Here is a 15,522-nt window from a genome sequence, read left to right on the forward strand (position 1 = left end):
ACCGCTGACGGCGGTAAGGTTTCGGAAAGTATGATCCGCGGGGAACAAGCACCATCCAATCTGACGAATATAATTTTGCCCTCTTTCGTATTAGCTTCGGGGGTGTGCTGATTTGGCCGATTTGAAATTGAGGATTCGAGTGACGGTATCCGCGTTCGAGATACTATAGCGCCGCGCGTCCAATCGGACGCGCTAACGTCGCTGTAGCACTTTGAATTGCTGCATGACTTTGTCCTTAAATTGATCCCGATTTAAGGAATCATGCAGTAGGCTGACCGCAAGGGGCATGCCGACGGTCGCGGTTCGTTCAGGCTCTGTCGGGGGCGAGTTGACGGATCCCGCAGAGATCACTCAGATTAGCGAAACCGATCCCAGAAACAGCTTCGCATCAAACATTTTTGATAAGGAACTCGATAATGATGCATACGCGCAATATCCGCCTGATGATGGCGAGCGCCGCCCTTCTAACACTTGCCGGCCCCGCCTTCGCCCTGGATGGCGCGGACATGATGAAGAAGCTTGATGCGGCTCTTTCCGCCAACGGCTCCTCGATCCGCTTCGACAAGGCGGATGTGAACGGCGACGTCGTCACGGTGACCGGCGTCAAGCTGCAGATGGCGGCGAACCCCGGAGAGTCGCTCAACATCGGCGTCGTCACCTTCGAGGGTGTCGAGGAAAACGAGAATGGCGGCTATTTCTCCGAGACGGTTACCTTCCCGGATATCAAAGTCAGCCAAGACGGTTCCCGCTTCTCCGCCAAGGATCTGTCGATCGGCGGACTGTCTATCCCCGGCAACCCGGCCGGCGACACAATCAACGACATTCTGCTTTACGAGACGGCAGGAACCGGACCGATCGTGGTCAATGTCAAGGGCAAGGACGTCTTTACGGCCGAGAGCACGGAAGCCAATCTGACGCGGCAGGAAAATGATGCCGGCTTCGACTTCGACGCGACGCTCGCCGGGCTCAAGGCGGATCTCTCGAACGTCGAGGACGCCAAAGCCAAGGAAGCGATCGAAAAGCTGGGGCTGACCACGCTCGACGGCGAAGTCACCATGAAGGGCCGTTGGGAATTGCAGAGCGGCAACGTCGCCCTCGATGAATACGCCCTCGACTTCAAGAATATCGGCCGGCTGAACATTGCCATGGACTTTTCCGGATACACCCTGCAGTTCATGAAGTCGCTGCAGGAAGCGACAAAGGCCGCAGAAGCCAATCCGAACAAGGAAGAGGCCAACCAGGCAATGGGGCTCGCGATGATGGGCCTCATGCAGCAGTTGACGTTCAACAGCGCCTCGATCCGTTTTGACGATGCTTCGATCACCAAGAAGGCGCTCGACTATGCCGGCAGCCAGCAGGGCGTCACCGGCGATCAGCTGGCGCAATCGCTGAAGGGCCTGGTGCCGATCATGATGGCGCAGCTCAACATACCGGAGTTGCAGAACCAGGTTTCGGCCGCCGTCAGCGCCTATCTCGACGGGCCGAAGAGTCTGACGATTAGCGCCAAGCCCGAAAAGCCGGTTCCCTTCCCGTTGATCATGGGCGCCGCCATGGGCGCGCCGAACACGATTCCTTCGGTTCTAGGCGTGAAAGTGACTGCGAACGACTAAGCGCCTGCGCGCTTGCGAAATGAAAGTTCAATCCTGATCTACAGCGCCGCGCGTCTAGTTTGACGCGCGGCGCTGTAGATCTTTGAATCTCTGCACGACTTTATCCCTAAATCGATTCCGATTTAGGGAATCATGCAGTAGCCCGGCGATGCACCGCCGGGCTTTTTCCATCCCGATTGATTAATGATATCGTCCACTGCTTGATGCTCTGAGGCGGGCACCTATCTATTTCGTGTATGGTTGCCGACAACTGCGCATTCCCGACCGATGAAACGGAAGGAGGACGCCATGGGACTGAAGCATTCGGATATCACCGCCATCCTCGGCCCGGTCGACGAAACGCTAATGGCCGAGCTGCTTGCGACGGGCGCGACAGCGAGCGAACTCGCCGAGGCGATTGCTTGGGTCAACAATGACGAGGCCCTGATCGGCGAAGGCCGCCATCTTCCGGCCGGCCGCGTCGCAGCGTTGATCGACATCCTGACTCCGGAGGAAGACGACGAGGAATTATAATAGCAGTCCGGCTCTTCGGGGAGCGGACGATGGCGCGCGCCTTGGAGCCGGTGGACGCAAGGACGTGGAAGACGTGATGATAGCGGTGATCCAGTAGCCTGTTGCGGGGGCAATTAGCGATCGCCTTACAGTTTCCGTGTTGAGGGAGGAGCACATGGCTGCCAAGGAAGTCAAATTCAACACCGATGCCCGCGACCGCATGCTGCGCGGCGTCGACATCATGGCCAATGCCGTTCGGGTCACCTTGGGCCCCAAGGGCAGAAACGTGGTCATCGATAGATCCTTTGGAGCGCCACGGATCACCAAGGATGGTGTGTCGGTCGCCAAGGAAATCGAACTCGAGGACAAGTTCGAAAACATGGGCGCACAGATGCTGCGCGAAGTGGCTTCGCGCACGAGCGACGTTGCCGGCGATGGCACGACCACTGCGACCGTGCTTGCCCAGGCGATCGTCAAGGAAGGCGCCAAGGCCGTCGCCTCCGGAATGAACCCGATGGATCTGAAGCGCGGCATCGACCTTGCCGTCGACGCGATCGTCAAGGAACTCAAGACCCACGCCCGCAAGGTCTCAAAGAATGCTGAAATCGCCCAGGTGGCCACGATATCGGCCAACGGCGATGCAGAGATTGGGCGTTACCTCGCCGAGGCGATGGAGAAGGTCGGCAACGAGGGCGTGATCACCGTCGAAGAGGCAAAAACCGCAGAGATCGAGCTCGAAGTCGTCGAAGGCATGCAGTTCGACAGGGGCTATCTCTCTCCCTATTTCATTACCAATCAGGACAAGATGCGGGTCGAGTTCGAAGATCCCTACATTTTGATCCACGAAAAGAAGCTCTCCAATCTCCAGGCCATGATCCCGATTCTCGAATCGGTGATCCAGTCCGGCAAGCCGCTCTTGATCATCGCCGAGGACGTCGAGGGTGAGGCATTGGCAACGCTCGTCGTCAACAAACTGCGCGGCGGCCTGAAGATCGTTGCTGTCAAGGCGCCCGGCTTCGGCGACCGCCGCAAGGCGATGCTCGAAGATATCGCAATCCTCACCGGCGGCACGGTGGTTTCTGAGGATCTCGGCATAAAGCTCGAGAACGTGACGATCGATACGCTCGGGCGGGCAAAGCGAGTGATCGTCGAAAAGGAGACGACGACCATCGTCGATGGCGCCGGTGAGAAGGCCGATATCGCCGGACGCGTCAGCCAGATCAAGGCCCAGATCGAGGAAACCACGTCGGATTACGACCGAGAAAAGCTGCAGGAGCGGCTCGCCAAGCTTGCCGGCGGCGTAGCTGTCATCCGCGTCGGCGGTTCGACCGAAGTCGAGGTCAAGGAAAAGAAGGACCGCGTCGACGACGCCCTGCATGCGACGCGGGCGGCGGTCGAAGAAGGTATTTTGCCAGGCGGCGGCGTTGCACTGCTGCGCGTCGTCAAGACGCTCGACAACGTGCCGACGGCCAATGACGACCAGCGTGTCGGCGTCGAGATCGTCCGTCGTGCAATCGAGGCCCCTGTGCGCCAGATCGCCGAGAACGCGGGTGCCGAAGGGTCGATCGTCGTGGGCAAATTGCGCGAGAAACCGGATTTCGCCTACGGCTGGAACGCGCAGACCGGGGAATTCGGAGACCTATTCGACATGGGCGTAATCGATCCGGCCAAGGTCGTGCGCGCAGCACTGCAGGACGCCGCCTCGGTGGCCGGCCTGCTGGTCACCACGGAAGCGATGATCGCCGAGAAACCGAGGAAGGAAGCGCCTCCTCCAATGCCCGGCGCGCCGGGAATGGATTTCTAAGACGCAACGTCGACGCTCAGAAGCACTGGGGGCGCAGTCGCGTCCCAGTGCTTCACGCGCCGAGCCTCAATCCCTGCCACTACAGCGCCGCGCGTCTAATCAGACGCGCAAATTTCGCTATAGAGCTTTGAGTTTTTAAGGAATCATGCAGCGATCGATCGCCGCGCCTCAAGCCGGCTCTGTATCGATGCCCCCCTCGACCAGTTCCTTGAAGCCGCCGATGTTGAATACTGCCGTGTAACCCATATCCTGCAGCGTCTTGCCGGCAAGGGCCGAACGACCGCCGGACGCACAATGCAGAAGGACCGTCTTGTCCTTTTGGAAGGCTGGATTGTGGTATTGACTTTCCGGGTCCGCGCGAAATTCCAGCATACCCCGCGAGACGTTCACGGCGCCCTTGATCTTACCGGTCTGCTGTACCTCTGTCGGATCGCGGACATCCACGATGAGCACATCGCCGGAGCGCATCTTCTCGGCCGCCTCGGTGGGCGACAATTTCGGGACAACACTATTTGCTTCCGCTAGCAGGTCCTTGACGTTCTTCGCCATCGTTCACTCCACCCAAAACGCTGCCATGGAGCAGCGAAGAAAGGAAACGCCTTGAGGGAAATCCTGTCAAGGCGAAGAACGGGATCGCGACTTCGGGCAGCGGTCGAGCGGCGCGACGAACCGAGCAACTTATCTCGTCTGAGGACCAGACCGCAGTAGGCACAGCGGTCGGATTTGGATGTGGTAATTGCGGCATGCGGCGAGCCGCTCGGCCATAAAAATACCCGGCGGTGGAGACCGCCGGGCATTTTTTGCGTTTAAGAACCTCAGTCCTTCTTCTGCGGGATCGGACGGATCGCCAGTTCGCGCAGCTGCGTCGGTGTCGCCGGCAATGGTGCGCCCATCAGGAGATCCTGGGCCTGCTGGTTCATCGGGAAGAGCGAAATCTCGCGCAGGTTCTTGGCACCGACGAGCAGCATGACGATGCGGTCGATGCCGAAGGCCATGCCGCCGTGCGGCGGCGCGCCGTACTGGAAGGCACGGTAGAGCCCGCCGAACTGCTCCTCGACTTCCTGCCGGGATTTACCCGTCAACTCGAAAGCCTTGACCATCAGTTCAGGCAGTTGGTTACGGATGGAGCCGGACGCAATCTCGAAGCCGTTGCAGACCATGTCGTATTGATAGGCCTTGATGGAGAGCGGGTCGTCGCCGTTCAACGCCTCGAGGCCACCCTGCGGCATCGAGAAGGGGTTGTGAGCGAAATCGATCCTCTTTTCGTCTTCCAGCCATTCGTAGAACGGGAAGTCGACAATCCAGCACAGTTCGAAGCGCTCGCGGTCGACGAGGTTCAATTCCTCACCTGCCTTCGTGCGGGCTTCGCCGGCAAACTTATAGAACTTCGCCGGTTCGCCGGCGACGAAGAAGCAGGCGTCTCCGTCCTCGAGACCGAGCTGCGTGCGAATTGCTTCGGTGCGTTCCTCGCCGATGTTCTTGGCAAGCGGACCGGCGCCTTCGAGCTTCTCGCCCTCCTTGCGCCAGAAGATATATCCGAGACCCGGCTGGCCCTGGCTCTGGGCCCAGGCGTTCATGCGGTCGCAGAACGCCCTGGAACCGCCGGTCTTGGCCGGGATCGCCCAGACCTCCACCCGCGGGTTGGACGCGATCATGTTGGCGAAGACCTTGAAGCCCGAACCGGCGAAGTGCTGGGTGACCCCTTGCATCTCGATCGGATTGCGAAGATCCGGCTTGTCGGAGCCATACTTGCGGATCGCCGTGTCATAGGGAATGCGCGGGAACTTTTCGGTCACCGGCTTGCCGCCGGCGAAATCCGTGAAGATCGAGCGGATCATCGGCTCCATCGTGTCCCATACGTCTTCCTGCTCGACGAAGCTCATTTCGAGGTCGAGCTGGTAGAACTCGCCCGGCAGCCGGTCTGCGCGCGGATCCTCGTCGCGGAAGCAGGGAGCGATCTGGAAATAACGGTCGAAGCCCGCGACCATCAGAAGCTGCTTGTACTGCTGCGGTGCCTGCGGCAGCGCGTAGAAGGTGCCGGGATGAATGCGGCTCGGCACGAGGAAGTCGCGCGCGCCTTCAGGCGAGGAAGCCGTCAGGATCGGCGTCGTGTATTCGGTGAAGCCGATCTCGCTCATGCCTCGGCGCATGGCCGAAATGATCTCGGTGCGCTTGACGATGTTGCGATGCAGCGTCTCGCGGCGAAGATCCAGGAAGCGGTATTTGAGGCGCACATCTTCCGGGTAGTCCGGCTCGCCGAAGACCGGCAGCGGCAATTCCTTGGCCGCCGACAGAACCTCGATCTCGCGGGCATAAAGTTCGATCTCGCCTGTCGGCATGTTCTTGTTGACGGTTTCGTCGGTACGCGCCTTCACCGTTCCGTCGATGCGGATGACCCATTCGCCGCGCACCGTCTCTGCCGTCTTGAACGCCGGAGAATCCGGGTCGGCCACGACCTGGGTCATGCCATAATGATCGCGCAGATCGATGAAGAGCACGCCGCCATGGTCGCGGACGCGGTGAACCCAGCCGGAGAGGCGAACGGTGGAGCCGACATCCGACTTGCGGAGGGCGGCACAGGTGTGGCTGCGGTAACGGTGCATCGTCTTATCCTGGAATTGCAGAAAACCGCGCAGGCTCGCATGACGGCGCGCGGCAGATCAAAATCGGGCGGAAAAGCGCATGATGCGCCGGCTTTGTCAAGGCCGCGGCTTGTTCTGGCGGCAAGAGTTGTGAGCCGGCGCGCGCTGTTGCCGCCACTGTCATTGCAAGCAGGTGGCGCAAAAAGAAAGGAAAAGGCCACAAATCGCTACTGTCCCCGACGGTAGGCCGCCGCTAAACAAGAAGCAGGCTGGCATTCCCTTTCGAGTCGCGGCCGCCATCCGGATGCTTCCTGCCCCATGTCCCAGATCCGCCCGCTCATCCCGCTTCTCATCACCGCAGGCATTCTGATCGGCGGCAACGGTTTGCAGGGAACCTTCATTTCACTGCGGGCGCTCGATGAGGGATTTTCGACCTCGCTGATCGGGCTCGTCGGTGCCGGCTACAATATCGGCTTTGCCATCGGCTGCGTCTATGTCACCCGTATCCTGCGGGCAATCGGCCATATCCGCACCTTCTCGGCGATGGCCGCGATCGCATCTGCAGCGGCCATCTCGATGGTACTGCTCATCGACCCGTGGTTCTGGTTCCTGATGCGGCTTCTTGCGGGCATCTGTTTCGCGAGCCTCTTTGCGACCGTCGAAAGCTGGCTGAACGCCAGCGTCACCAACGCCAACCGGGCGCGTACCCTCTCCGTCTATCGCCTGGTCGATCTCGGTTCTGTCACCGCCGCGCAATATGTGATTCCGGGTGTCGGCATCGGCGGGTTCGAGCTTTTCGCCATCATCTCGATGGCGCTGACACTCTCGCTCGTGCCGATTTCCTTTGCCGACCGGTCGAGCCCGGTCGCCCCGGAGGCGATCCGGTTCGACGTCAAGGCGCTGTGGAACATCTCGCCGCTCGCGACCGTCGGCTGCATCGTCGTCGGCCTTACGAACGCGGCCTTCCGCTCGCTGGGGCCGATCTATGCCCAGGGCATCGGCCTGTCGGTCACCGCAATCGCGACCTTCATGAGCGCGGGCATTATCGGCGGCGTGGTGCTGCAATATCCGCTCGGGCACTATTCGGACCAGATCGACCGGCGGTTGATCATTCTGATTGCAACGCTCGGTTCGCTTCTGGCAGGGCTTTTCCTCGCCTTCGGCGCCGGCAGCGACGAGTGGCTGAATTTCGCCGGCATCTTCGCCTTCGGCGCCTTCGCAATGCCGCTCTACTCGCTCTGTTCGGCACATGCCAATGACCATGCGGCGGAGGGGCAGCATGCGCTCGTCTCCGCCGGCATGCTATTCTTCTGGTCGCTCGGCGCGATCATCGGGCCACTCTTCGCCTCCTTCATGCTCGACCTCTTCGGACCGCAGGCGCTCTTCATCTATACCGCGGTGATCCTCGCCCTGTTCATGCTCTACACGCTGCGGCGTATGACGGCGCGTGCACCGGTTCCGACCGAAGAGCGCGCCATGCCGTTTCGCAATCTCCTGCGCACCTCGTCCTTCTTCAACAAACTTGCCGGCGGCCAGCAGCGAGAGGACGTGTGACAGCGCAATCTGCGGCAAGATGACCGGCGGGGCGAATTGCTGATTATGAAAATCAGGTTTAGAAACGGCCCGATCGCTTATCCGCACCACGGGACGCCATGATGCCGATGTTTAGCCGCCGCACGTTTCTCCAGGGCTCGGCCGCGCTTGGAGGCGCTTTCGCTTTGGGCGCCGGCGTGGCCGCTCGAGACGGCGCCGCTCCCGATCCGCAGGTCCTGACGGCGCAATTCGCGGACGCAAGGATCGCGGCCGATGGCGTGACGCCCAAAATCATGACCTATGGCCTCGGCGAGGCCCCTCACGCCAGCACGCCTCCGGTCTTGAGGATGCGCAAAGGCGAGGCCTATGCGGCAAGGCTGGTGAACCTGCTGGACGAACCGACGACGGTCCATTGGCACGGTTTGAGGATCGCCAACGCGATGGATGGCGTGCCGGAAATGACCCAGCCCTACGTCTATCCCGGCGACAGCTTCGACTATGTCCTCACACCGCCCGATGCCGGTACCTTCTGGTACCACCCGCACTGCAACACGCTGACGCAGATCGGCCGGGGGCTTGCGGGCGTGATCGTCGTCGAGAACCCTGATGACCCGGTCTTCGACGCCGAAATCGTCCTTAACCTCCGCGATTGGCGGCTCGGGACGGGCGGCAAGTTCATCGACCCGTTCAAGCCCCGCGATGCGGCGCGCGGCGGTACCTATGGCACGGTCAGGACAACGAACTGGCAGCGAGAGCCGGTGTTCGAAGCGCCCGCCGGCGGCCTGGTCCGGGTGAGGATTGCCGCCACCGACGTAACGCGCATCTACACGGTGGCGCTCGAAAGCGCGGCCGCGAAGGTGATCGCCCTCGATGGCAATCCGATCGACGATCCCTTCCCCCTCGATCGCCTCGACTTAGGCCCCGGGCAGCGCATGGATATCGTCGTGCGGATGCCGGAGAGTGAGGGCCAGACAGCAACGCTCGGCAACTACCGCGGCTCGCATCCTTGGACCATTGCGACGTTTCGGGCGGCGGGAGCCTCGCTGAAGCGTGACCTGCGCGACATCGCTCCCCTGCCCGCCAATCCGATCGCGGAAGCCGACCTCTCCATCGCCAAACGGATTCCGATCGAACTGACGGCAACGGCCGAACACGAGGCGACGCCCTCGATCTGCGGCTCGCTTGGCTACACGTTCTGGGCGATCAACAAGGTTCCATGGCCTGGAGACACGCCGGATCCGATCGCGCCGATCGAGGAATTGAAGCTCGGCGGGAGCTACATCTTGCAGATTTCCAATCGCACGCCGCACGCGCACCCGATCCACCTGCACGGCCTGAGCTTCCGCATTCTGAATTCCAACAAGCGGACTTTTCTGCCGCCGCCGACGGATACCATCCTGCTCCTGCCGGACGAACAGGCGGAGGTGGCCCTGGTTGCGGACAACGTGGGCGACTGGGTGATCCACTGCCACATCATTGAACATCAAAAGACCGGGATGACCGGTTATTTCAAGGTGGTCTGACAATTTCGATTGTGACAACAGCCGCGAAACGATACACGAAGGGCAAGCCGCATTTCCGCCACAGTGATTAAAAACCCGATGATTCAAACGACAGTAGATTTAGAGGCCGTCTGCAAACAGCTGGCCCAGTCAAGTTATATTACGATCGACACTGAATTCCTGCGCGAAACAACGTTCTGGCCGGAGCTCTGCCTGATCCAGATGGCAAGCCCTGATCTGGCTGTGATCGTGGACCCGATGGCGCCCGGCATCGACCTCGCGCCGTTCTTTGCGCTGATGGGTAATCCGGACGTCGTCAAGGTTTTTCACGCCGCGCGCCAGGACATCGAGATCATCCATCATCTCGGCAACCTTATTCCGCATCCGCTCTTCGACACGCAGGTCGCGGCGATGGTCTGCGGCTTCGGCGACAGTGTTTCCTACGACCAACTGGTCAACCGCATCAAGAACGAGCAGATCGACAAGTCTTCGCGCTTTACCGATTGGAGCCGCCGACCACTGACGGAAAAGCAGCTCGACTACGCACTCGCCGACGTTACGCATCTGAGGGAGATCTACCATTATCTGACTGCAGAACTCGCCCGCGAGGGGCGGTCGTCCTGGCTGGCCGAAGAGATGGCGATCCTGGAAAGCCCGGAGACCTATGACCTGCACCCGGACAACGCGTGGCAGCGGCTCAAGATGCGGGTCAGGAAGCCCATAGAGCTGGCGGTCCTGCAGAAGGTCGCGGCCTGGCGCGAACGCGAAGCCCGCACCCGCAACGTCCCGCGCGGACGAATACTCAAGGACGATGCGATCTACGAGATCGCCCAACAGCAACCCAAGGATGCCGAAGCGCTGGGTCGGCTCAGAACCATTCCCAAGGGATGGGAACGTTCCAGCGCAGGCACGGCTGTCGTCGAGGCGGTGAACGAGGCACTTGCGATTCCGAAGGCGGAACTGCCGCGCCTGCCGCGCCAGAACCATGCGCCAGAGGGTGCTGCGGCAGCGGGCGAAATGCTGAAGGTCCTCCTGAAGCTCATCGCCGAAAAGGAAGGCGTCGCTGCGAAGATCATCGCTAACAGCGAGGACCTCGACCGAATCGCAGCCGAAGGCGAAAGCGCGGATGTGGCCGCGCTCAGGGGTTGGCGCCGGGAGCTTTTTGGTGAAATGGCCCTGAAGCTCATTAATGGCGAGGTCGCGCTGCGCTTCGCCGGCAAGCGGATCGAGGCGATGGAAATCGGCGGTTGAAATGCCGCAGGTGAGAGAACAACTTTCCGCCTGAATCCAGCAATAGCCAGGACGCTTCGAGAGGGCTGATCCAGGCCGGACGGCGTGGACGAGCTGTGTGAATGCGTTGCGGATCGCCATCCAATCCGCAATTGTCCTTTATGTTTTTCCGGTTCCGGAGCTTCCGCGCATGCGCTGGAGATTTTCCACGCTTGAGTTCATCCTGTTGCTGCTCGTCGTCGCGGGCAGCGGCGTGGCCTATGCGTGGCTGGTCTACGGCGACGGCGCGCTGATCGGCGCGACCTATGCTCTGTTCGTCTGCATGCCGATCCTCGCCTTCGAACGACGGATCATCTTCCGGCGTCTCTACAGAAAGATTCACAGCCTTTCGACGCCAGGCTTTCTGCTGTCTTCCATTGCCGTCTATTTCGCGCTCGTCTATGCCGGCTTCGCAATTGCAGGGTCGCTTCTGCGCCTGGTGGGCCATCCAGGCGAGATGATGCCATCGCTGAACGTACTCCTCGTCGCGCTTGCAATCTCCGGTCCGATCATCTTTGTCCTGAGAGTGCGCGAACTGCTCGGCCGCGATGTTTTCCTGAGCCTGCTGACCGGACGCTACCGCAAGCCGGTGCATGAGGAGCGCGTGTTCCTCTTTGTCGACCTCGCAGGCTCCACGTCCTTCGCCGAGCGCTTTGGCGATCTGCGCACCCAGGAATACCTCGGGAGACTGTTCGCAACCATGGCCGATCCAGTGCTGCGCTACGGCGGCTCCATCGATGACTATGTCGGCGACGCAGCGGTCATTACCTGGCCCTTCGATCGTGCCATCGCCGACGCCGCCTGCATTCGCTGCGCCTTCGATATTTTTGACCGGATCCAGACGGATTCTCACCGCTGGCGCAAGGATTACGGCGAGGTTCCTCGCCTTCGCGCCGCATTGCACGGCGGAACAATCGTTGCCGCCGAGATCGGCGTCGACAGGCACAAGATCACTTACTTCGGCGACACGGTGAACATGACGGCGCGCCTCGAAGGCCTTTGCCGGACGCTCGATCGGCAGATCCTGATTTCCGCCGATCTCCTGCGGCGCATGCGCCTGCCAGCCTCGGTCAGGAGCGAGGATCTCGGCGAACATGAGGTCAAGGGCCGCGGCCAGAAGCTTGGCGTGTTCTCCCTTCGACCTGCCGACATCTTTCACGGCGGGTCGAAGTCCGCCGTTGTTTCTAGCCGTGCAGCTTCGCCCCCTTCGTGATCTTGTCGACAAGCTTCTTTTCCGCGTGGATCGCGATCCCCGCCACCCGGGCGTTGTCGGGTGCCGACTTGGAAAAGACTTCCCGGTTGGCGGCGTCGTGACCCGTCGAGAACATTTCGTCGACATAGATGGACGTGCGAACGTCTTTCGCCAAAGCCCGCCGCTGGATATCGCCGAGCGTCACCCCGCCTGCCGACAGGACGATGATCGGCTGGATACTTAGCGCGTTGTAAACATTGCCGGCGGCATCGCGATACGCCTCACCGATAATCTCCGGCTTCTGCCCGACTATGCCGGTGGCAAGGAAGGCCGTGACGTTGAGCTTCTGCCACATGGCGAGGTCGTCCCGCAGGACGATTGCAAATTTCGTCTCGAACATCGTGACCAATTTCTCTCCGCATTCTTCCCGCCAACACTAACGCCCGAAGTGACTGTAGATCTTGAACGTTCGAGCAAGGCACCGAACGTCACCAAAGCTTCATCGGACTGTCAGACAAGCATCAAGCAGCCGTCATCGAAGGCGCCTATCGGGGATCGGTCTCAGACCTCCAACCCAGGGTGAACTTCATGACGAAAGCACTTTTCGCCTCCGCGGCGCTGGCCCTTGTGATGACAACGACGGCGCTTGCCGAGGAGAAGGTCTTTCCGGCGACGCTGAAGGCGCATGCGATCCTGCCGGCCAACACGATCATCGCGGCACCGGCTGATGCGGCGGACTATCTCAAGACCTCCGGAAAATTCACGACGGCCGACCGGAAGCGTGCTGTGGAACTCGCCAGCGTGCCCGGCAAGGACGGCGTTCGCCCGACCGGACTGTCGCTGCCGTTCAATGGCCAGCCAATGCAGGGCTTTTCCGGGATCAAGACGATGCCGGACGGTACCTTCTGGAGCCTTTCCGATAATGGATTCGGCAACAAGCTGAACTCGACCGACGCGATGCTGATGCTCCACCATCTCAAGATCGACTGGGAAGCCGGCAAGGTCGAATCGCTGCAAACGGTATTCCTGTCCGATCCGGACCGCAAAGCACCGTTCCCGATCGTCATGGAAGGCTCGGCCAACCGCTATCTCACCGGCGCCGATTTCGATGTGGAATCGATCCAGCCGGTCGTCGACGGCTTCTGGGTCGGTGAAGAGTTCGGTCCCTACGTCCTGAAATTCGACACGGCCGGCAAACTGACCGATGTCGTTGCGACCATTGTCGACGGCAAGCCGGTCATGTCGCCTGACAATCCCACCCTGACGCTGCAAGCGGACCCGTCCAAGAAAATGCCGGCCTTCAACCTGAAGCGTTCCGGCGGCTATGAGGGTATGGCGATGTCCAAGGACGGCAGCAAGCTCTATGCCCTGCTCGAGGGGCCGATCTGGACCGACAATGAATCGGTCGAGCAGGCCAACGGTCGGCCGGCGCTCAGAATCATCGAACTCGATGTCGCGAGCAAAGCATGGACGGGCCGCAGTTGGCTCTATCCGCTCGCCGAAGGCGGCGAGGCGATCGGCGACTTCAACGTGCTCGACGAGAAGACCGCGCTCGTCATCGAGCGCGACAACGGCGCCGGCACTGTCGACAAGGCATGCGCAGATCCGAAGGACCCTAAGCCCGACTGCGTCGCGGTCGGCTCCAAGCTCAAGCGCATCTACAAGATCGAGATGACGGATGAAAATGCCGGCAAGGCGGTACGCAAGATCGGGTACATCGATCTCCTCAAGATCGCCGATCCGGACAACAGAAGGCGCCAGGGCGGCGGTGACGGCTACTACGACATGCCGTTCGTTACCATCGAGAATGTCGATCGCGTTGACGACACGCATATCATCGTCGGCAACGACAACAACCTGCCCTTCTCCGCCGGCCGCGCAATCGACAAGGCGGACGACAATGAGTTCGTGCTGCTGGAAGTCGGAGAATTCCTGAAGGCCGAATGATCAAAAAGCGGCTGCGCGACCGACGCGCAGCCGCCTCTTCACAGACGAATCGCGTGAGCCAATCAGCTCTCGAAATGGAAGGCGAGTGTCTTGCCCGTCAGTTTGCTGAGCTGCTGAAGGCGACCGTCCAAGCGCTCGCCCTCAAAGTCGGAATAGTCCGCCGGCACGACGAATTCGAGATCTACATCCGGGCGCGGCGATCGCCGTAAACCGAGATGGCGCGTGACACCCGGCATCGATGCCGAGAAAAGATAGGCGACGCGCAGCAGGCCGCCCAAAAGTTTGGCGAGTTCAAGCAGGCGCGGCGTCGTGATGCCCGCGAGGGGCTCGGTGGCACCGTCGTCGCTAAGGCCTTCGAAGCGGTAATAGTTAGCAAGTGCGATATAGGCCCGGCCGGCATGCGTAATGCCGGAAAAGGACGAGTGCGCGATGATGTTGAGCGCCTGCAGACCGCGATAGTCCGGATGGGCCCGCCAACTGATGTCGGCGAGCAAGCAGGCGGCCTGACGGTATCTGCTCTCCTCTTCCGTCTCCTCCACGCCGAAGTGCGTAACCATGCGTCCGGTCCATTCCGCGAGTTCACGGGCATGTTCCGGCGAGCGGGCACGCAGGATCGCGATCTCGTCGGCGGCCGTCAGCAAGGGGTCCTGCAGGCGTTCGGCTTCAGAAAGAAGCGAGAAGAGATAGCCTTCCCGAACGCCGAGTGCGGAGAAAGAGATTCGCTCCGGCTTCATGATCGAGAGCGCCTCCTGCATCGTCACAGCCCCGAAGGGCAGCAGGCTGCGGCGGCTCTTGGAGATTGTCGCGTAGGCGGAAGGTTTGATGTTCTTCGGCTCGATCACCTCGGGCAGGAGAGACATCGCCTCGTCATAGGAAATCTCGTAGCCCTGCATCATATGCAGCGGGTAGTTGCGTGTCTCCATATGCAGCTTGGCGATCGATCGCCATGTACCGCCGACGGCATAGAACGTGCGCCCGGTGCCGCCTTTGAGAACGGCCGCCTCCTTCATGAACTTGCGGACCCAAGTCCGAGCCTTGGACAACGAACCGTTGCTGTGTTCGAAGAGCCGGATACCGCCGAGCGGCAGGGTAATACCTTTGCCGATGCGCTTGCCATTCACATCGACGAGTTCGAGGGAACCGCCGCCGAGGTCGCCGACGATCCCGTCAGGATCGTGATAGCCGCTGACGATGCCCATTGCGGAGAAATGGGCTTCCTGCTCGCCGGTGAGGATACGCACCTTGCAGCCCAGGATGGCTTCGGCCCTTTCGATGAAAGACGGACCGTTGGAGGCTTCTCGCGCAGCGGCCGTCGCCAGCGCATACATCGTGGTGGCGCGCGCCTGATCGGACAGGGCGCGGAAGCGCTGCAGCGCCTTCAGCGCCCGTTCGACGTTCTCCTCCGCCATCCGGCCTGTCGCGTCGATGCCCTTGCCGAGGCCGCACATCACCTTTTCGTTGAAAAGCACCGCCGGCGCGCGGCTGAGCCCTTCGTAGACGACAAGGCGAATAGAGTTGGAACCGATATCCACAACGGAGACCGGGCGGATGCCGGGCAAACGCCCCTGCGCTTCAGATTCGACCATGCAAT

The 15,522-nt window shown here is 61.0% G+C and carries 12 protein-coding genes; 8 read left to right on the forward strand and 4 right to left on the reverse strand.

What is annotated here, in order from left to right; genetic code table 11:
- Positions 1-416 precede the first annotated feature (416 nt).
- The 3 genes from PZN02_RS19635 to groL all read left to right on the forward strand — a co-directional run bounded on the left by PZN02_RS19635 (position 417) and on the right by groL (position 3,906).
- Positions 417-1,610 carry a YdgA family protein gene (locus PZN02_RS19635; RefSeq protein WP_280659555.1) on the forward strand — a complete coding sequence of 398 codons (1,194 nt, stop codon included), beginning with the start codon at positions 417-419 and terminating at the stop codon, positions 1,608-1,610.
- Between the two features lie 288 nt (positions 1,611-1,898).
- The gene (locus PZN02_RS19640; RefSeq protein WP_136504214.1) at positions 1,899-2,123 is read left to right on the forward strand and encodes a hypothetical protein; all 225 of its coding nucleotides are present in this window, start codon (positions 1,899-1,901) and stop codon (positions 2,121-2,123) included.
- Between the two features lie 154 nt (positions 2,124-2,277).
- The gene (gene groL, locus PZN02_RS19645; protein WP_280659556.1) at positions 2,278-3,906 is read left to right on the forward strand and encodes a chaperonin GroEL; all 1,629 of its coding nucleotides are present in this window, start codon (positions 2,278-2,280) and stop codon (positions 3,904-3,906) included.
- Positions 3,907-4,074: 168 nt separating this feature from the next.
- Here groL and PZN02_RS19650 read toward each other — a convergent pair whose 3' ends face one another.
- A complete protein-coding gene (locus tag PZN02_RS19650; protein ID WP_280659557.1) occupies positions 4,075-4,455 on the reverse strand; it encodes a rhodanese-like domain-containing protein in 381 nt (126 codons plus the stop codon).
- Positions 4,456-4,721: 266 nt separating this feature from the next.
- Complete coding sequence (gene aspS / locus PZN02_RS19655; protein WP_280659558.1) at positions 4,722-6,509, reverse strand: aspartate--tRNA ligase; 1,788 nt, start codon at positions 6,507-6,509, stop codon at positions 4,722-4,724.
- Positions 6,510-6,806: 297 nt separating this feature from the next.
- On the opposite strand from aspS, the gene PZN02_RS19660 reads away from it, so the two are divergent.
- The 4 genes from PZN02_RS19660 to PZN02_RS19675 all read left to right on the forward strand — a co-directional run bounded on the left by PZN02_RS19660 (position 6,807) and on the right by PZN02_RS19675 (position 12,005).
- Complete coding sequence (locus PZN02_RS19660) at positions 6,807-8,042, forward strand: MFS transporter (RefSeq protein WP_280659559.1); 1,236 nt, start codon at positions 6,807-6,809, stop codon at positions 8,040-8,042.
- A 101-nt stretch (positions 8,043-8,143) separates the two neighbouring features.
- Complete coding sequence (locus tag PZN02_RS19665) at positions 8,144-9,544, forward strand: multicopper oxidase family protein (protein ID WP_280661555.1); 1,401 nt, start codon at positions 8,144-8,146, stop codon at positions 9,542-9,544.
- Between the two features lie 78 nt (positions 9,545-9,622).
- Positions 9,623-10,774, forward strand: a complete 1,152-nt coding sequence (gene rnd, locus PZN02_RS19670) for a ribonuclease D (RefSeq protein ID WP_280659560.1) — start codon at positions 9,623-9,625, stop codon at positions 10,772-10,774.
- A gap of 169 nt (positions 10,775-10,943) precedes the next feature.
- Positions 10,944-12,005, forward strand: coding sequence for an adenylate/guanylate cyclase domain-containing protein (locus tag PZN02_RS19675; protein ID WP_280659561.1), 1,062 nt, complete (start codon positions 10,944-10,946; stop codon positions 12,003-12,005).
- Here PZN02_RS19675 and PZN02_RS19680 read toward each other — a convergent pair.
- On the reverse strand, positions 11,977-12,384 hold the full coding sequence (locus PZN02_RS19680; RefSeq protein WP_280661556.1) for a DUF2000 family protein: 408 nt from the start codon (positions 12,382-12,384) through the stop codon (positions 11,977-11,979). The two genes, PZN02_RS19675 and PZN02_RS19680, sit on opposite strands and share 29 nt — an antisense overlap.
- Positions 12,385-12,572: 188 nt before the next feature.
- Here PZN02_RS19680 and PZN02_RS19685 point away from each other — a divergent pair, with 188 nt between their 5' ends.
- Positions 12,573-13,931 (forward strand): esterase-like activity of phytase family protein, encoded by a 1,359-nt coding sequence (locus PZN02_RS19685; protein ID WP_280659562.1) that lies wholly within the window; start codon positions 12,573-12,575, stop codon positions 13,929-13,931.
- A 62-nt stretch (positions 13,932-13,993) separates the two neighbouring features.
- Here the strand turns inward: PZN02_RS19685 and ppx are convergent, their stop codons facing one another.
- Positions 13,994-15,517, reverse strand: coding sequence for an exopolyphosphatase (ppx, locus tag PZN02_RS19690; RefSeq protein ID WP_280659563.1), 1,524 nt, complete (start codon positions 15,515-15,517; stop codon positions 13,994-13,996).
- Positions 15,518-15,522: the final 5 nt, after the last annotated feature.

The sequence above is a fragment of the Sinorhizobium garamanticum genome, from assembly GCF_029892065.1.
GTDB classification, from domain to species: domain Bacteria; phylum Pseudomonadota; class Alphaproteobacteria; order Rhizobiales; family Rhizobiaceae; genus Sinorhizobium; species Sinorhizobium garamanticum.